The sequence below is a fragment of the Gloeocapsopsis sp. IPPAS B-1203 genome (assembly GCF_002749975.1).
In the GTDB taxonomy this organism is placed as follows: domain Bacteria; phylum Cyanobacteriota; class Cyanobacteriia; order Cyanobacteriales; family Chroococcidiopsidaceae; genus Gloeocapsopsis.
The window spans coordinates 68,940-90,055 of sequence record NZ_PEIG01000004.1; the positions used below are offsets into that span (position 1 = coordinate 68,940).

A 21,116-nucleotide genomic window follows, 5' to 3' on the forward strand; every position below is an offset into this window, starting at 1 on the left:
AGTAGAATGCAATCAAATACTATTCAAGGGTTTCGGCTTTCTCCTCAACAGAAACGTCTTTGGTCATTACAAATAAATAGTCCAGTTTATAAGACACAGTGTGCAGTTATTATTGAAGGCAACCTTGATGTTGACTTGTTAAAAAAATCTGTGCAACAAATTGTTGATAAACATGAGATCTTGCGCACTAAGTTTCACTGCTTAGCGGGTATGAAAATGCCGATAATGGTTGTAGAAAACTACAGCTTTCCTACATGGCAAGAGCTAAATTGGACAGATTATAGCCCGCAGGAGCAATCAGCAAAGCTTGATTTACTTTTTGACGAGCTAATTTATCAAAATATTAATTGGAATATTGGCAAATATTTTAATATTTATCTAATTCTGCTTACTCCAGAGAAGTATATTTTAATTATTAGTTTACCTGCAATTTATGCAGATACTTGTTCTGTTGCTAACCTATTACAAGAAGTTAGTAGTTTTTATCAAAATTGCCTAAGAAATCATCATGTTAATTATCAAGAAAAAGCTGTTCAATATGTTCATTTTGCTGAGTGGCAAAATCAATTACTCGAAGAATCAGACGCAGAAGCAGGTCAAAACTATTGGAGACAGGTTTCATCTTTATCCTCAAATACCTTATTATCCTTTGAAGCTAAAAACTATCAATATACATTTTCACCAGCATCTTTAAGATTGACGCTCGCTCCTAATATTACAAATAAATATGCAACATCCACCGAAATATTTTTACTCACCTGTTGGCAAATATTGCTATGGCGATTGACAAAGCAACCAAATATTATGATTGGGATGGTAGCTCGTGGTAGAGAATATGAAGAATTACATAATACTTTAGGTTTATTTGCAAAAACGCTACCAATTCGTTGTCAATTAACTGCTGATTTATCTTTTAAAGATGTGTTGCAACTAGTTGAAAAACAAGTAGCTGACGCGGAAGAGTGGCAAGATTATTTTGTTGATGAGTGTTTGGGAGAAGATAGCGATTGCATTGCGTTTCCGTTTGGTTTTGAATTTTCGCAATTTTCCATTTTAAGTAGTGGTTCAGTTAGTTTTGCAATTGATCGACAATATACTTGTATCGAACCATTTAAAATAAAATTATCCTGCATCGAAAGTCATAATTTATGCATTGACTTCAGCTATAACCAAGAATTATTTACGTTAGAAAGTATTCAACAAATAGCAGAACAATTTCAAACTTTAGTTGCTAGTGCTGCTCAAAATCCAGAAATTCCTATTGGTAAGCTAGAAATATTAAGCCCTAGCGATCGCCAAAAATTATTAGTAGATTTTAACAATACTCAAAGAGATTTCCCTCTGAATCGATGCATTCACCAAATTTTTGAAGAACAAGCTGCAAATCACCCAGAAAAAATTGCTGTTGTTTTTGAAGATAAACAATTAACTTATGCTGAATTAAACTCTAAAGCCAACCAAATCGCGCATTATTTACTCTCTTTAGAAGTCGATTCAGAACAAATTGTCGGAATTTACCTGGAACGTTCTCTAGAAACAATTATCGCTATTCTGGGTATCCTCAAGGCTGGTGCTGCATATCTTGTTCTTGATGTCAACCTACCAGCAGAAGCAATAGCAATGCGATTGCGCGCAGCGCAGCGCCAAAGGCGATCGCACATTGCTGAAGTAGCATTAGTTTTAACTCAAGAGTCTTTGGTGACAAAATTACCAAATAACGTAACGCATATATGTATTGATAAAGACATTACCCAACAAAGTCAAGAAAATCCCTGCACTCAGGTTAGTAGCAATAATTTGGTATATGTTGTCTTTACCTCTGGTTCCACGGGTACGCCCAAAGGAGTTGCCATTGAGCATCGACAACTGCTCAATTATGTCTGCGGTATTTTAGAGCGATTATCTTTACCCGCAGGTGCTAGCTTTGCGACTGTTTCCACTTTCGCAGCAGATTTAGGCAACACCGCAGTTTTTTCAGCACTTTGTAGCGGCGGCTGTTTGCATATAGTTGCACAACACCGCACTACTGACAGCAAATTACTTGCAGACTACTTTCAGCGTCATCCCGTAGATTGTTTAAAAATAGTTCCTTCGCATTTAGCTGTGTTGTTAGGGGATGATGCTAAATCAATATTGCCATTGCAAAGATTAATTTTAGGTGGTGAAGCAGCGAGTTGGAGTTTGATTGAGCAAATCCGACAATTATCACCACACTGCCATATCATTAATCATTATGGTCCCACGGAAACCACCGTCGGGGTAATGACGTATGCAATCAGCAACGAGCAAACAATTTATACCACGGAAACAGTTCCGCTTGGTCGTCCCTTACCAAATATTCAAGCCTATGTCTTAGACGAGCAGTTGCAGCTACTACCGATTGGCGTGCCAGGAGAATTATATATTGGTGGCGCTGGGTTAGGACGGGGCTATCTCAATTCACTAGAATTAACAAAAGAAAAATTTATTACACATTCCTTTGGTAATTCTCCGCAAAGGCTGTATCGTACTGGCGATTTAGTTCGTTATCTGCCTGATGGTAATCTAGAGTTTTTAGGACGCGTTGACAATCAGGTAAAAGTACGCGGTTTTCGCATTGAACTTGAGGAAATTGAAGTTGTTCTTAGCCAACACCACCAAATACAACAAGCCGTCGTTGCACTCCAGGAAGACAAGCCAGGAGATAAACGCTTAATTGCTTACTTAGTCACCAAGCCAAATCAACAACTCAGTATTGATGAACTGCGGCAGTTTTTACAACAGAAATTGCCTGACTATATGCTGCCTTCGGGTTTTGTGTTGCTTAAAAAGCTACCTCTCACCGCAAATGGCAAAGTCAACCGTCAAGCACTACCCGCGCCAGAACGACAAGAAGCAGTGGCAATCGCTCCTCCTAGAACTCCGGTTGAAGAAGTACTGACTGGAATCTGGGCTGAAATCCTCGGTGTCAAGCTAGGGATTTATGATAACTTCTTTACATTAGGCGGTCATTCGCTATTAGCAACTCAGGTTATTTCCCGCTTACGCAAAGTTTTTGAGGTCGATTTACCATTACGCCAGTTGTTTGAAACGCCTACAGTTGCAGAGATTGCTACCCATATAGAAACAGCAATGCGGACGGGGGTAACACCAGATACATCACCACTGGTACGAGATCCCCAATTACCCCTCTCCTTTGCCCAGCAACGCTTATGGTTTTTAGATCAATTCAATCCTCAGAGTCCTTTTTATAGCCTACCTCGTACGGTTCGTCTGACTGGAAACTTAAATGTCGATGCATTCCACGCCAGTATCAACGAGATCGTGCGCCGTCATGAAGCTTTGCGGACAAACTTTATCAGCGTTGACGGAGAACCAGTACAGCAGATTGCTGCCTCAATGCACGTACCTTTACCTATTATCGATTTGCGCGAGTTTCCAGAATCGATACGAGAAGAGAAAGCCAAGCAACTGGCACTTACCGAAGCTCAAAAAGGATTTGACTTGAGTGCAGAGCCTCTACTGCGAGTGACTTTATTACGCATGGCAGAGGACGAACAGATTTTACTGTTTGCCATGCACCATATCATTTCAGATGGATGGTCAATTGGGATATTAATTAACGAACTCACAACTCTATATCAAGCCTTCAGTGCAGGTAAACCTTCGCCATTACCTGAACTCTCCATTCAATATGCAGATTTTGCCACTTGGCAACACCGCTGGCTGCAAAGTGAGATTGAGCCGCAACTCAATTATTGGCAGCAACAACTCGCAGATATCACACCCCTACAACTGCCTACCGATTTACCCCGCCCAGCAATCCAAAGCTTTCAGGGTGCAACCACAACTGTTTCACTATCACCCTCACTCACTAGCGCACTCCAAGCCCTCAGCCGTCGTCAAGGCGTGACGCTCTTCATGACATTACTCGCGGCGTTCCAGACGTTGCTATATCGTTACAGCGGGCAAAGTGATATTGCTGTTGGTTCGCCCATTGCGAATCGTAACCGCGTGGAAATTGAGCCATTAATCGGCTTTTTTGCGAACACCTTAGTTTTAAGAAGCAACATTGTTGGGACTCTCAGCTTTACAGATTTGCTGCAACAAGTGCGACAAATGTCGTTAGCAGCGTACACGCATCAAGATTTACCATTCGAGTACTTAGTCGCGCAACTGCAACCCGATCGCAGCCTTGATCGCAACCCATTATTTCAGGTGATGTTTGCCTTGCAAAATGCGGCGGTGGAACTGAAGTTACCAGATCTGAGTTTGAGCGTGCTTGAATGCGATCGCACTTCCGCAATTTTTGATTTAAGTCTATCGCTGCAAGAAAGCAGTTCGGGATTATTGGGCAGTTTAGAATACAACACCGACTTATTCCACGCTGAGACAATTGCGCGGATGGTGGAACACTTTGAGATATTGCTAGAAAGCATTGTGGCAAATCCGCAGCAAGCAATTAAAAGTTTACCCCTGCTGAGTCAAGCTGAACAACACCAATTACTCATCGAGTGGAACAACACGCACGTAGATTATCCCCTCAATAAGTGTATTCACGAATGCTTTGAGGCACAAGTAGAACAAACACCCGATGCTTTAGCTGTCGTTTGCGGTGACAAATATCTTAGCTATCGCGAACTCGATCGCCAAGCTAATTGTTTAGCGCAGTATTTACAAACATTAGGTGTTAAACCAGAATTAGTTGGTCTTTGCGTTGAGCGTTCCTTAGATATGGTTGTGGGGATGATGGCAATCCTCAAAGCAGGTGGCGCTTATGTTCCCTTAGATCCCGCTTATCCCCAGGAACGTCTAGCCTATATTTTAGAAGATGCAAAGCTGACGGTTATACTAACTCAGACGCACTTACGCTCAAAACTACCTCCGCATCAAGCACAGATAATATGTCTGGATAGTGATGAGATAAATTATCAGGCTGACATAGAGTATTCTAGCGATCGCGTTAACGCTGAAAATCTAGCTTATGTTATCTACACTTCTGGCTCTACAGGAAAGCCCAAGGGAGTTTTAGTTAGTCATCGCGCTTTAGTCAACCATAGCTTTGCAGTCGCCCAAGCATACCAACTGCAACCGCAGGATCGAGTTTTACAATTTGCTTCAATCAGTTTTGATGTTGCCGCCGAAGAAATTTTCGCATCTTGGTTGAGTGGTGCAACTGTCGTTATTTGCACCGAACAAAGATCGAGTTTTGCCAATTTCCAACAATTCTTATCTCAAGAAAAACTCTCCGTCCTCAATTTACCAACAGCTTATTGGCACGAGTGGGTATCCTATCTGCAATTTACGAATACTTCCTTACCTTCCACAGTGCGCTTAGTCGTTGTTGGAACCGAACAAGCATCATCAGAAAAACTGGCACTTTGGCAAAAAATTACGCAAAATGTCCGGTGGTTAAATGCTTACGGACCAACCGAAGCTACAATTGACGTAACGGTCTACGAAGCTAATACCTATACAGATCATCACGCCTACGTACCGATTGGTCGTCCAATTGCCAATACCCAAATCTATATCCTTGACCAACACCTCAATCTTACACCTGTAGGAATTCCTGGCGAACTATACATCGGTGGTGCTTGTTTAGCAAGAGGTTATCTCAATCAACCAGAACTAACCGTTGAGAAATTTATTCCTAATCCTTTTAGTTGCGAACCAGATGCTTGTTTGTACAAAACTGGTGATGTTGCTCGTTACTTACCAAGTGGCGATATTGAACTCATCGGACGCATTGACGATCAAGTAAAAATTCGTGGTTTCCGCATTGAATTAGGAGAGATTCAGGCTGTCTTGCAACAGCATCCCGATGTATCGGTAGCAGTTATTCAGCCCCAAGCAGATATTGCGGATGGCAAGCGCTTAGTTGCCTACATCGTACCAAGCCGAGATATCGATACTGCTGAGTTACGTCGTTATCTGCAACAAAAATTACCCGACTACATGGTTCCGTGGGCATTTGTACTATTAGACAGTCTACCACTGACACCCAACGGTAAATTAGACCTTCAAGCACTGCCAGCACCACAGATAGAACGTAGCTCAACTCTACCCAAAACTGCTACTGAGGAAGTTGTCGCAGATATTTGGAAACAAGTTCTCAATCTCGAACAGGTGGGAATTCAAGACAACTTTTTTGAGTTAGGCGGACATTCATTACTCGCGACACAAGTCACTTCCCGCCTGAGTAGAATTTTTCAAATCGAATTTCCTATCCGTTGCTTGTTTGAGGCTCCTACTATTGAGGGTTTGGTAGAAACATTAGCAAAACTTGGTAATGGGCAAGATATTGAAAAAATTGCTCAAACGCTCAAAGCCCAACCGCAACAAATAGAGACAGCAACACAGATCATTCCCAAAAGAGACACTGATTCTTGTCCACTTTCGTTTGCTCAAGCGCGGCTCTGGTTCCTTAATCAACTAGGGACAGATAGTGCTTACAACATCTTTGAAGCAGTATGTCTCAAGGGTTGGCTCGATATTGAGATCCTACAACAGAGCTTCAATGAAATTCTTCGCCGTCACGAAGTTTTAAGGACAAGCTTTGCACTTGATAACGGTCAACCTGTACAGATCATTGCTCCTAGTCTAGGCTTAACGATTTCAGTTGTAGATCTGCAGCATTTACCCAAAAGCGAAAAAGCAGCAGAAGTTGAGCGTCTTACAAAAGCAGAAGCTCAATGCCCCTTTAATTTGGCTCAAGCCCCATTGTTGCGAGTCACCTTACTTAAATTGGCTGAAGCCGAGCATATGGTGTTATTGACTATGCACCATATCATTGCGGATGGATGGTCGATTGGGATATTGATCGACGAACTAACAACGCTGTATCAAGCCTTCAGTGCAGGTAAACCTTCGCCATTACCCGAATTAACAATTCAGTATGCTGATTTTGCCACTTGGCAACACCGCTGGCTTGAAAGTGAAATTGAGCCGCAATTGCATTATTGGCAGCAACAACTCGCAGACATCACACCCTTACAACTTCCTACGGACTTACCGCGCCCAGCAGTCCAAACCTTTCGCGGTGCAACCAAGACTATATCACTCTCACCCGAACTCACTAGCGCACTCCAAGCCCTCAGTCGTCGTCAAGGCGTGACTTTATTCATGACATTACTCGCCGCGTTCCAGACGTTGCTATATCGCTACAGCGGGCAAAGTGATATTGCTGTCGGTTCGCCCATTGCAAATCGTAACCGCGTGGAAATTGAGTCATTAATCGGCTTTTTTGTCAATACCCTGGTTTTGCGCAGCCATCTGACAGGCAACCAAAGCTTTCAAGATTTGCTGCAACAAGTGCGAAAAATGACGTTGGCGGCGTATACGCATCAGGATTTACCGTTCGAGTACTTAGTCGCGCAACTGCAACCCGATCGCAGCCTCGATCGCAACCCGCTGTTTCAGGTGATGTTCGCCTTGCAAAATGCGGCGGTAGAACTGAAGTTACCAGATCTGAGTGTGAGTGTACTCGAATGCGATCGCACTTCCGCAATCTTCGATTTAAGTCTATCACTACAAGAAACTGATTCCGGACTACGGGGAGGTTTGCAGTACAACACCGACTTATTCCACGCTGACACAATCGTGCGGATGGTAGAACACTTTGAGATATTGCTAGAAAGCATTGTGGCAAATCCGCAGCAAGAGATTAAAAGTTTACCCCTGCTGAGTCAAGCCGAACAACACCGATTACTCGTCGAGTGGAACGATACAAAAATCGATGATCAACAAAACTCTTGTATTCACGAGTTATTTGCCGCACAAGTAGAAAAAACACCCAATGCAGTAGCAGTTATCTTTGAGAATCAACAATTAACCTACCGAGAACTCAACGAACGTGCCAATCAACTCGCGCGTTACTTGCAAAAACTGGGAGTCAAACCAGAGGTTTTAGTTGGCGTCTGTCTAGAACGTTCCTTAGAAATGGCGATCGCCCTCTTAGGTATCTTGAAAGCTGGTGGTGCTTATGTACCTCTAGACCCTGACTATCCACCAGAACGCCTAGCTTTTCTGCTAGCAGATTCACAAACACCAGTGTTATTAACTCAACAACAACTGCTGACCAGATTTCCCGAACATCATTGTCTTTGTCTAGATAGTGATTGGCAGGCGATCGCACAAGAAAGCTTAGAAAATCCTGTTGCGAGCGTCAGCCTCGATAATTTAGCGTATACGATTTATACCTCTGGCTCCACAGGCAAGCCCAAAGGAGCAATGAACACGCACAAGGGTATCAGTAATCGTTTGCTGTGGATGCAAGCTGCATTGCAATTAACACCCAGCGATCGAGTTTTACAAAAGACTTCTTTCAGTTTTGATGTTTCTGTTTGGGAATTTTTCTTGCCTTTATTAACCGGAGCAAGTCTTGTTTTAGCAAAACCTGGCGGTCATCGCGATAGTGTTTATCTAGCCGAGTTAATTGCCCAGCAGCAAATTACAACACTTCACTTTGTTCCCTCAATGTTGCAAGTGTTTCTGCAATCAGGATTAGAATGCCATAGCTTGAAACACGCGATCTGTAGTGGTGAGGCGCTTGACTATGAACTGCAAGAAAAATTCTTTGAGCATTGCAATGCAAAACTATATAACCTTTATGGTCCTACTGAAGCATCAATTGATGTTACCTGGTGGCTTTGCCAACCAGATCAAATGCGGATTGTTCCTATCGGTTCTCCCATTGCAAATACGCATATCTATATAGTCGATCGCTACTTGCAACCTGTTCCGATTGGCGTTTCTGGTGAGTTACACATTGGTGGTGTGGGATTAGCCAGGGGTTATTGGCAACGACCCGATTTAACCGCCGAGAAGTTTATTCCCAACCCTTTCAGCACCGAACCTGGTGACTACTTGTACAAGACTGGAGATTTGGCTCGCTATCTACCCGATGGCAATATTGAATACCTCGGACGAATTGACGATCAGGTAAAAATTCGTGGTTTTCGCATTGAATTAGGAGAAATTGCCGCGCAGTTAAACCAGCATCCGCAAGTGCAGCAGGCTGTTGCGATCGCTCGTCAAAGTGACATCGTTGCCTATCTAGCTTCCCAAACCCACGAGACGCTGACAAGTAAAGAATTGCGTCACTTTTTGCAGGAGAAGTTACCGCAATATATGCTACCTTCTGCGTTTGTCATTTTACCAGAATTCCCACTCACGCCCAATGGCAAACTCGATCGCAAAGTTTTACCCGCGCCAGAAGTTAGACGTTCGGACTTAGAAACCTATGTAGTGCCACAAACTGATTGGGAAAAAGCAATTGCCCAAGTGTGGAGAAAAGTTCTGAATCTTGAGCAAATTAGTATCGATGATAACTTCTTTGAATTGGGAGGTCATTCGTTACTTTTGGCGCAGGTTCATAGCCAATTGCGTGAAATGATTACAGTCGATTTTTCAATACTCGATATGTTTAGGTATCCCACAATTAGGTTGCTAGCAGAGTATTTAAATCAAACAAAAGTGCAAATCAGTGATATTTCAACTGAAAAAATAGCTGCTGGGAAAGCACAGCAAAGAAAACGCTTGCAAAAAATTAAAAATATTAATCCTAATAACGATCGCGGAGCTGCCAATCATGAATAATTCAACTACTCAATATAATGGCTCCGAAATTGCAATTATCGGCATGACGGGTCGCTTTCCAGGTGCTAAAAATGTTGATGAATTTTGGCACAATCTCCAAAATGGTGTCGAGTCAATTTCTTTTTTTAGCGACGCCGAATTACTCGCCGCAGGAGTAGAACCGGAATTCATTCGCGACCCCAATTTTGTCAAAGCACAAGCTATATTAAATGACGTTGAATTATTTGATGCTCATTTCTTTGGTTTTAACCCTAAAGAAGCAGAAATTACAGATCCACAACAGCGATTGTTTTTAGAATGTGCGTGGGAAGCGCTCGAAAATGCAGGCTACAACTCCGAGACATATCAAGGTGCAGTTGGGGTATATGCGGGTGTCAGCTTCAGCAGTTATTTGCTCAATGTTTATTTAAACCAAGATATCTTTAACTCAGTCGATCATCTGCAAATGGCGATCGCTAGCGACAAAGACTATCTCAGCACGCGTGTTTCTTACAAACTCAACCTCACTGGACCAAGTTATACCGTACAAACTGCTTGCTCGACTTCACTTGTGGCGGTGCATTTGGCGTGCCAAAGTTTACTGAATGGCGAATGCGATATGGCTTTGGCGGGAGGTGTATCTATCAGTGGTTCGCGAAAAAGTGGCTACATCTATAAACCCGCAGGGATCATGTCGCCCGATGGACACTGTCGCGCCTTTGATGCGCAAGCCCAGGGAACTGTCAGCGGGGAAGGTGTTGGTATTGTCGTTTTAAAGCGCTTAGAAGACGCCCTAGCTGATGGCGATACTATTCATGCTTTGATTAAAGGTTCTGCGATTAACAACGATGGAGCGCGTAAAGTCAGCTACACAGCGCCTCGAATTGACGGACAAGCTCAAGTCATTAAAACCGCGCAGGCTGTTGCCGAAGTCGCGCCCGATACCATTACCTATATAGAAGCTCATGGTACAGGGACATCGTTAGGCGATCCGATTGAAATTGCTGCGCTCAGCCAAGCCTTTGGTACGAGTAGCGACAAGAAAGGATTCTGTGCAATTGGTTCAGTTAAAACCAATATTGGACACTTAGATGCAGCCGCTGGGGTAGCGGGTTTAATCAAAACGGTGCTAGCGCTGAAACACAAACAAATACCTCCCAGCTTGCATTTTGAACAACCTAATCCGGAAATTGACTTTGTTAATAGTCCTTTTTACGTCAACACAACACTTGCTGAGTGGTTTAGCGATATTCCCCGTCGTGCTGGTGTAAGTTCGTTTGGTATTGGCGGGACAAATGCGCATCTCATTCTTGAAGAAGCCCCCGCTGTGGAAGTATCACACCCTTCACGTTCTTGGCATTTACTCGTTCTTTCTGCCAAAAGTGAGACAGCTTTAGAATCTGCGACAGCTAATTTAGCTACTTATCTCGTACAAAATCCCCATTTAAATATTGCCGATGTTGCTTACACGCTGCAAGTGGGACGACGCGATTTTGATTATCGGCGAATGTGTCTTTGCCAAAACCTTGCAGATGCCATCTCTGCACTAAATTCAGCATCACATTACCAAAAACCGTGTCATCGTTCCGTTGTATTTATGTTTTCTCCTCAAGGCGCACAGTATGCCGCAATGGGGCGAGAACTCTATCAAACTGAGCCGATATTCAAACAAGAAATTGATAGGTGTTGCACATCTCTCATGCCGCATCTAGGCATTGATTTACGCGATATCCTCTATACAAGTACCGCCTCAGAGCAACTAACGCAAACTGCAATTACTCAACCAGCATTATTCATCACCGAGTATGCTTTAGCAAAATTGTGGATGTCGTGGGGGATACATCCCGAAGCGATGATTGGTCATAGTATCGGGGAATACGTTGCTGCTGCGATCGCAGACGTTTTTAGCCTCGAAGATGCTCTAGCAGTGGTAGCACTGCGCGGACGCTTGATGCAAGAACTTCCTGGTGGGGCAATGCTCTCGGTACAACTACCAGCATCAGAAGTTAAACCATTATTAGGAAGCACATTATCGCTAGCGGGAATAAATGCACCTTGTTTATGCGTTGTTGCAGGTACAGTTGAGGCGATCGCAAGCTTAGAGCTTGAGTTGCAAGCCAAAGGTGTTGGTTGTCGGCGACTGCAAACATCCCATGCGTTTCATTCCTCAATGATGGAAGCGATCGTCGAAGTATTTGCAACTCAGTTACAAAAATTTCACTTAAATCCTCCCCAAATTCCCTTTATTTCTAACGTCAGCGGCACTTGGATCACACCTACACAAGCAACTGATCCCAACTACTGGGCTGCTCATTTGCGGCAACCTGTCTTATTCTCCCCAGGAATTAGTGAGTTACTGCAACAACCTGAAAGAATATTACTAGAGGTTGGGCCAGGGCGGACATTGTGTACTTTTGCCTTACAGCATCAACAGGATGGAATTGTTGCCCTATCTTCATTACGCCACCCTCAGGAGCAACATTCGGATGTCGCATTTTTATTAAATACTTTGGGGCATCTCTGGCAAGCAGGTATAAAAATTAACTGGTCAGGTTTTTATGCCGATCAGCAACGCCGTCATATTCCTTTGCCGACGTATTCTTTTGAACGCCAGCGTTTCTGGATTGAACCAACGCGGCAATTATCTGCAGGAATGACTGATATTTGGCAGTCTGTTATTATATCTGGTCATCAACAAGCGAATACAAGTCTTGCCGAAATTGATACGCAAACCTATCTTAAAAAGAAACAGTGTTTAGAACAGCTTTGTGTTGCCTACATTAACCTTACTTTCCAGCGGTTAGGAGCTTTTAGCAATCCGACACGCTACTCCGTAACCCAATTGCAGGAACGCTGTAGAATTATTCCTCGCTACGCGCAATTGTTGCATCGCTGGTTGGACGTATTAGTAGAACGCGCTCAACTCCAGCAAACGCAAGATGTATTTACTAACTTTGTCCCTTGTTCTACCGCAGATTTCAATGAACTTTTAGCTGAAGTCAACACTAAATGGGCAGTACCGCAAGTCCCAACCTCTATTCAGTTTTGTAGTGATTTAGCAGATGTGTTAACAGGGGATAAAGAACCTTTAAGTTTATACTTGAGCGCAACTGAAAACCAAAATCCAACTATTGAAAAGCCTACCAACACTTGCTTAAAATCTATTCTGTGTAGCTGTTTAGCAGCAGTTGTCAAGGCATTACCCGCAGACAAGCGTTTGAGAATCTTAGAAATTGGTGCGGGACATGGTATTGCAACAACAGAATTGCTCCCCATCTTGCCACCGAAAACAAACTATACCTTTACCGATGTGGGTGGGTGGTTCCTCCAAAAAGCGCAGCAAAAATTTAGTGCTTATCCCTTCGTTGACTATCGGTTATTAAATATCGAACAACCACCGACAACCCAAGGCTTTGCACCCCACAGCTTTGATGTCATTGTGGCGGTTAATGTGCTGCATGTGACTCAACACTTAAGCGAAACCTTAGATCATGTGCGTTCTTTGCTAGCCCCTGGAGGATTACTACTACTTTGGGAAATCACCGAACCTCAATTAGAGTTTGATATTACCGATGCGTTGTTAATGAATCCATTAGCAGACGCACAACGCAGTCGAGGAAATCCCTTTTTATCAACGCAACAGTGGCGAGAAATGCTATCTGCACATGGTTTTGCCAAAGTCGAGGCGTTTGATGAAACCGCAGTGTTTGCCGAACAGGTGTTAGTAGCTGAAGCATCACCGAATGGTTCCGCGAGTGCAGCGTTTACAGTGCCATTAGATGAGACAGAGGATAAAGCGGATATCAATAATTGGTTTTATCTCCCGACTTGGAAGCGTACTCCACCATTACCACCATTTACATCTTACGTGTCGCACAATTCACCTGAAACATGGTTAGTGTTTGTTGATGATTGTGGTTTAGGCGATAAACTCGTTCAAAATTTAACACAAGCTGGTCAAGAGGTCATTGCTGTCAAGGCTGGTTGCGAATTTAGTGATGTTAACCAAAACACTCAGCAGAAATACATCCTCAACCCTCAACAACGTTCAGATTACGATCGCCTTTTTCAAGAATTACGCAGATTGGGTAAAATTCCCAGCAAGGTTATACATTTATGGAGCGTTACGCCCGATCAACAGGATGAGTCAATAGCGGAATTAGGTTTTTACAGCTTATTGTTTTTAGCTCAAGCAATTGGCGAGCAAAACTTTAACAATGAAATTGAAATTGGCATTGTCTCAAATCATATCCAAGACGTAACAGGCTCGGAGGTGCTGTGTCCCGAAAAAGCCTTGATTCTAGGATTTTGTCGCGTCATGCCACTAGAATACCCTAATATTACGTGTCGCAGCATTGATATAGATTTACTCGCAGCCGATTGGCAAGAAAAACAACTGATCGACCATTTACTCACAGAATTAGTTGCCCAAACACCAGATCCCGCGATCGCTTATCGCGGACACCATCGCTGGTTGCAAACCTTTGAACCAATGCCCATAGATCCTGTAGAAGCACCTCGCTTACGACAAGGAGGAGTCTATTTAATTACAGGTGGTTTGGGTGGTATTGGTTTAGCGTTGGCTGAGTATCTCGCCCAAACTGTAAAAGCAAAATTAGTTTTGGTTGGGCGATCGCATTTTCCCCATCGCGAAGAGTGGGTATCAACTCACACTCAAGATCCTTTTAGTGAAAAAATCCGCAAACTGCAAGCAATCGAAGCGCTGGGTGCAGAGGTGATGATTCACAGTGCCGATGTTGCAGATTATCAACAAATGGCTGTCGTCGTGCAGCAAGCAAAACAAAAGTTTGGTGCAATTCATGGAATCATTCATGCTGCCGCAGTTCCTGGAGGAGGTATGATTCAACTCAAGACACCTGCGGATATTGCGCAAGCCTTTGCCCCAAAAGTACAAGGAACGCAAGTACTTAATGCTTTGTTCCAAGATACTCACCTCGACTTCTTCGTACTTTGTTCATCACTCAGTTCATTTACTGGCACTCCAGGAATGGTAGACTATACTGCTGAAAATGCCTTCCTCGATGCCTTTGCCCACTGCAACACAAACCAAAATCGCCCCACAATCTCAATTAACTGGGATAGATGGGATATCGGTATGGCGATCGCCGTAGAAGCACGACACAAACAGCTTACAGGTCAAAACTTAAGCCCAGCAATGAGTACAGCTGAAGGAATTGCAGCCTTTCGCCGGATTCTTGCCACAAGTCAAACTCCTCAAATTCTCGTTTACACCCAAAACATCCAAAACTTAACTCAGCCCAAAACCTCCAAACAGTCTTGGGATGCACAATTAGCATTACGTAATTCTCAACCGACTCACCCGCGTCCGCAACTATTAAATCCCTATGTTACCCCCACTAACGAAATTGAGCAGAACCTTGTTCAGATTTGGCAACAACTTTTAGGTATCAATCAAATTGGCATTCACGACAACTTCTTTGAATTAGGCGGAGATTCATTATTTGCTACCCAACTAATAGCCCAAATTTGTAAAAACTTCCAAATCGAATTGCCTTACAGAAGTTTCTTCAACGCCCCAACAATCGCACAATTATCTGCAGAAATTTTACAACAATTAACTCAACTCACCGACGAACAAGAACTCGCAAAAGCTTTAGCTGAAATTGAACAACTTTCAAACGACGAAGCCCAAGCAATGCTTGCTTTGCAAGAATAATTTGTAATATCTAAACTCCTTTTGCAGAGGAAGAATAGCTTTGCAATATGTCTTCTCTACACCTTTGCAAGTCAACCACTCTAGAATTCATATGAATGATATTTCAGCCCGAGTTGCTGCACTTTCTCCAGAAAAACGCAAGCTACTCTTACAGAGTTTAAATAATAAAAAAGCTAGTGTTTCACCTCAAATCATCAAAACGCATCGAGAAACAAATCGCTTTCCCCTTTCTTTTGCTCAACAAAGATTATGGTTTCTCGATCAATTACAACCAGGAAACCCAGCATTTAATATCTTCTTACCAATACGCTTAACAGGACAATTAAATCTAAAAGCATTAAAACGTAGCTTTAACGAAGTCATCAACCGTCATGAAGCACTACGAACTATATTTACTCTTATCAATGGAGAACCATTTCAAGTCATTATTCCCAATCTAGAATTAAACATACCTGTTATTGATTTACAACAATCTCCAGCAAGAGAAGCAGAAGTATTGCAACTAACGCATCAAGCAGCACAGTTGCCGTTTAACTTAGCCAAAGCACCTTTACTACGAGTCACTTTACTACGACTAGCAACGACAGAACACGTTTTGCTATTAGCAATTCATCATATTATCGCTGACGGTTGGTCAATTGGCGTACTCACCCGCGAACTGAATATTCTTTACAAAAGCTTTTGTCAAAATCAACCTTCTCCACTTCCTGACTTACCAATTCAATACGTTGATTTTGCAGTTTGGCAACGACAGTGGTTGCAAGGAGAACATTTAGCAGCACAAATTAGATATTGGCAACATCAGCTAGCAAATATATCTGTACTTCAACTACCTACAGACTATCCGCGCCCGACAGTACAAACTTTTCGTGGTGCTAGACAAGCTTTTGTATTACCTAAACCTACATTAGAAAAGCTAAAGGTAATTAATGCCCACAAAGGTATTACCTTGTTTATGACTCTGCTGGCAGCATTTCAATCTTTACTGTACTGGTACACAGGGCAAGAAGATATTGCGATCGGTACAGATATTGCTAATCGTAACCAATCAGAAACAAAAGATCTCATTGGTTTTTTTGCTAACCAATTAGTGCTGCGGACAAATTTATCAGGGAACCCTACCTTTGAAGAGTTATTACAACGAGTACGCGAAATAACTGTAGATGCTTATGCAAATCAGGATTTATCATTTGATAAGTTAGTTGATATTATCAATCCCGAACGCCGATTAAATCGTTCGCCACTTTTTCAAGTAAAAATTATTTTAGAAAATACTCAATCATCTAATTTAGATCTCACTGGCTTAACTGTAAGTCCAGCTAAACTTGAAAATCCAACAACTCAATTAGATTTGTTATTAGAGTTAACCGAAAAACAAGAGGGTTTAGTTGGTGTTTTAGAGTACGATACAGATTTATTTAATGATACAACTGCAAGGCAAGTTTTAAATAATTTTGAAGCTATTTTACATCATATTATAGAACAACCCAATATCTACTTACAAGATTTAATCAAAAAAATTACACAAAGCAATAAACAAAATGAACTAATTCAGAACCAAAAAACAAAAGCGGAATATCAGCAAAAACTAAAACTAATCAAGCGTAAAATCATTCAGACGCATAATATGGAGGTTGCAGAATGAAATCAGGGTTGCAAATCAATAACGCTAGAAAGCGTCAAGGCGTGTCTCAAGAAAAGTTAGTTGCAATTGCTGAACCAAATAAAAACTATCCATTGATCATTCAGCCAGTTATTAAAAATCTAGATCTAGCAGATTGGGCAATTGGCAACCAAGAATTTATGACAACTAATTTGCTTAAATATGGCGTCATTCTTTTTCGGGGATTTAACGTTAGTACCGCGCCAGAGTTTGAAAGATTTAGTCGAGTTGTTTGTACCGAATTATTTAATGCGAATGGAGAACATCCCCGCGAAAATATCGAAAATAATGTTTATACTCCAGTTTTTTATCCTGGCGATCGCAAGTTGCTGTGGCATAACGAAAATTCTTTCAATCATCACTATCCGATGAAGATTTTATTTTGTTGTCGGCAACCAGCACAACAAGGAGGAGAAACACCAATTGTTGATAGTCGCAAGGTTTTTGACTTAATTGACTCAAATATCAAGGAAATATTCATTAACAAAAATGTCATGTATGTTCGTAATTATGGCAATGGATTTGGTTTAAATTGGCAAACTGTTTTTCAAACATCAGATAAAGCAAAAGTTGAAGCTTATTGTCGGCAAAATTTCATCAATTTTGAATGGAAAGCTCATGGAGGATTACGAACTCGTGCAGTACGCCCCGCAGTTATTAAGCATCCAAAAACAAGCGAAATATCTTGGTTTAATCAAGCGCAACATTGGCATCCGGCTTGTTTAGATACAGATACACGAGAATCTTTCTTTGCTTCCTTTGCAGAAGAGGATTTACCACGCAACTGCTACTACGCTGATGGTAGTCGAATAGAAGATTCAGTGATGAGAGAAATTTGTGCAGTTTATCAACAATTAGAAGTGAGTTTTCCTTGGCAAATAGGAGACGTTTTACTGCTTGATAATGTTTTAACAGCACACGCCCGCAATCCCTTTGTTGGAGAACGAAAATTACTCGTTGCAATGGGTGAAATGACTAGTTTTTAGAATTTATAAAATTAATGGTAAGAAGCAATGCAAAGTCAAATTCAAGGATTTCAGCTTTCTCCACAACAACAGCGTCTTTGGTTACTGCAAGAAAATAATCATACTTATTATGCTCAGTGTGCCATTCTTATTGAAGGCAATCTCGATGTCGAACTATTGCGATCGGCTTTACAGAAAGTAGTCAATCGTCATGAAATTTTGCGGACAAATTTCCATCGCGCTTGGGGTATCAAAGTTCCCCTTCAGCTTATTAAAGATGAGAATATCTCAATAAATATCCAAAATTTAGGAGATAATTACTGTGAAGTAGATATAAGTCAATTATTACAGCAAGCTAGACTAAATCAGTTGCATTGGGAGAAAGAGCCGCTACTATGTGTGTCTTTAATAAATTTATCTGTCAACAAATTGCTATTAATCAGTTTACCTGCGTTGTGTGCAGATTTAACAACGCTACATAACCTTGTTCGCGAACTAGCTTGCTGCTATACAGATGAAGAAATAACCGACGAACCACTGCAATATGCGGATATCGCTGCATGGCAGAATGAATTACTCACTGAAGCCAAAACAACATATTGGCAGCAGCCGGATATTTCTAGCTTAAAAAACTTACAATTAGTTAGTGAGAAACTTTGTACAGAAAACTCTGAATTTGAACCACAATTTATCAATTTACCAATTAATAATGATTTATTAGAAAAACTAAAACTAATTGCAGACAAGTATCAAGTTCCTTTAAACGGATTATTATTAACTTGTTGGCAGATTTTACTATGGCGTTTGACAGGAAAATCTAATTTGCTACTGGGTATTGGTGTTGACGGACGTAACTATGAGGAATTAAAACCAGCACTGGGTTTGTTGACAAAATATTTACCGCTTGTCTGTGAGTTAAAACCAGATTTTCAATTTAATGAGTTGATGTCACAGACAGAACAAATGACCAATGAAATTGCAGAATGGCAAGAAAGTTTTATTTGGGAAGTAGAACATGAACCGCAGTTTTCATTCTTTCCGTTTTGTTACGAGTTTGCAGATTTACCAACGAAATACTCTGCGGGTAATGTCTCTTTTTCTATCTGTCAGCGCTATGTTTGTACTGACCGATTTAAAGTAAAACTTAGCTGTTTTACACAAGACAACACGCTAAATGCAGAGTTTCACTATGATGCTAGTTTGTTAACAACCGAAGCTATTCAATGTTTAGCAGAACAGTTTCAATCGTTGTTGACGAGTGTTAGCCAAAATCCCGAAGCGGCGATAAAACGTTTAGATGTTCTTAGTCAAAGGGAACGAGAACAACTGTTATTTAAATTTAACGACACTCAAACTCCTCTATCAAAATACGAATGCGTTCATCATTGGTTTGAAGAACAATGTGCTACTACCCCCGATCGCATTGCAGTTATCTTTGGCGAACAACAATTAACCTACCACCAACTTAATAACCGTGCGAACCAACTAGCACATCACTTGCATTCATTGAAAATTGCACCCGACACTTTAATTGGTTTATATGTAGAACGTTCTCCCTTAATGCTAATTGGGCTATTGGGTATCCTCAAAGCAGGTGCAGCTTACGTTCCAATTGACCCCAGTTATCTCCCAGAACGTCAAGCTTATATCTTCAGAGATACGCAAACACCACTCGTACTAACACAGCAATCTTTAACCGCAAATATCCTTGCAGATAATCTCAAAGTTGTTTGTCTGGATCGCGATTGGGATCTGATTGCTACCCAACCAACAGAAAACCCTGTGACTTCCACAACCGCACTCAACTTAGCATATGTTATTTATACTTCTGGTTCCACAGGAGAACCGAAAGGAACTCTCATTCCGCATCGAGGTTTAGTTAACTACTTAAGCTGGGCGACTCAAGCGTATGCAGTTGCAGAAGGTACCGGAACGCTAGTTCATTCGTCGCTGGGGTTTGACCTAACGATTACCAGCTTATTTACACCATTATTGGTAGGAAATCAAGTTGAACTTTTACCCGAAAGTCACGATCTAGAAAACCTTGCGACGACACTGAAAGAACGAAACAACCTCAGTCTTGTTAAACTGACACCTTCGCATCTCAAGTTACTCAGCCAACAACTATCACCTCACCAAGTTGCAGAGAGAACACGCACTTTTGTGATTGGTGGCGAAAACCTCACGTCAGAAAATATCACCTTTTGGCAAGACTTCGCCCCAGAGACAATCTTAGTAAACGAATATGGACCAACAGAAACCGTAGTTGGTTGCTGTATTTACCAAGTACCCACAAACCTGCATCAATCCGGTTCAATTCCCATTGGAAAAGCGATCGCCAATACCCAACTTTATGTTTTAGACGAATACTTGCAACCAGTACCGTTAGGCGTTATCGGCGAACTGTATATCGGAGGCGCAGGACTCGCACGCGGTTACTACAACCGTCCAGAATTAACCGCAGAAAAATTCGTTCCTCACCCCTACAGCAACGAACCAGGGGCGCGTCTTTACAAAACAGGCGACTTAGTTAAATTTCGACCGGATGGCTTGCTGGAGTTTCTCGGACGGATCGACGAACAAGTCAAAATTCGCGGCTTCCGCATCGAACTAGGAGAAATTGAGTCTGCACTATTGCAGTATCCCGCAATCAAAGACTGCGTAGTTACAGTACGTCAAGAAGCAGAAAATGACCAACGTTTAATTGCTTACATTGTTCTCCAACAATCATCCTTTTCAATTGGTAATCTCAAAAAAATCCTGCAACAGCAAATCCCTGAATACATGATACCTTCAGTATTTATTACCTTGAAGGAATTACCATTAACAGCAAATGGTAAAGTGAATCGCCAAGAGTTACCATCACCAGATCAAGTACGACCAGAACTCGATGAATTTTATGTTGCTCCGCGCAATTCAATCGAAGAAAAAATAGCTAAAATCTGGGCACAAATCTTGAAATTAGAGCGAATCGGTATCCACGATAACTTCTTTGATTTAGGAGGACATTCTTTACTCATAACTCAAGTAATATCCCGTTTACGTGATGTTTTTGATGTAGAAATCTTCGTCCAGCAAATGTTTGAGACACCCACAATCGCCGATTTAGCACTCATTGTGACACAAAAGCTTGCCGAACAAACCAATGCAGAAATTTTAGCTCAAGCTTTAGCTGAATTAGACCTACTAGAAGAACATAAGAATCAACTTTAATTAATCCAAATTCCTGTTA

The 21,116-nt window shown here is 41.8% G+C and carries 5 protein-coding genes; all 5 read left to right on the forward strand.

What is annotated here, in order from left to right:
• The first annotated feature begins 6 nt into the window (after positions 1 to 6).
• The 5 genes from CSQ79_RS08425 to CSQ79_RS08445 all read left to right on the forward strand — a co-directional run bounded on the left by CSQ79_RS08425 (position 7) and on the right by CSQ79_RS08445 (position 21,097).
• Complete coding sequence (locus tag CSQ79_RS08425; protein WP_099700751.1) at positions 7 to 9,579, forward strand: non-ribosomal peptide synthetase; 9,573 nt, start codon at positions 7 to 9, stop codon at positions 9,577 to 9,579.
• Complete coding sequence (locus tag CSQ79_RS28610; RefSeq protein WP_099700752.1) at positions 9,572 to 15,256, forward strand: type I polyketide synthase; 5,685 nt, start codon at positions 9,572 to 9,574, stop codon at positions 15,254 to 15,256. The genes CSQ79_RS08425 and CSQ79_RS28610 overlap by 8 nt, the downstream gene beginning before the upstream one ends.
• Before the next feature lie 91 nt (positions 15,257 to 15,347).
• Entirely contained in the window at positions 15,348 to 16,901 is a 1,554-nt protein-coding gene (locus tag CSQ79_RS08435) for a condensation domain-containing protein (RefSeq protein ID WP_099700753.1), read from the forward strand.
• Positions 16,898 to 17,905 carry a TauD/TfdA family dioxygenase gene (locus tag CSQ79_RS08440; RefSeq protein WP_099700754.1) on the forward strand — a complete coding sequence of 336 codons (1,008 nt, stop codon included), beginning with the start codon at positions 16,898 to 16,900 and terminating at the stop codon, positions 17,903 to 17,905. Before CSQ79_RS08435 ends, CSQ79_RS08440 begins: the two co-directional genes overlap by 4 nt.
• Positions 17,906 to 17,932: 27 nt before the next feature.
• Positions 17,933 to 21,097: a non-ribosomal peptide synthetase gene (locus CSQ79_RS08445; RefSeq protein WP_099700755.1), complete on the forward strand. Its 3,165-nt coding sequence runs from the start codon at positions 17,933 to 17,935 to the stop codon at positions 21,095 to 21,097.
• The last annotated feature ends 19 nt before the right edge of the window (positions 21,098 to 21,116 follow it).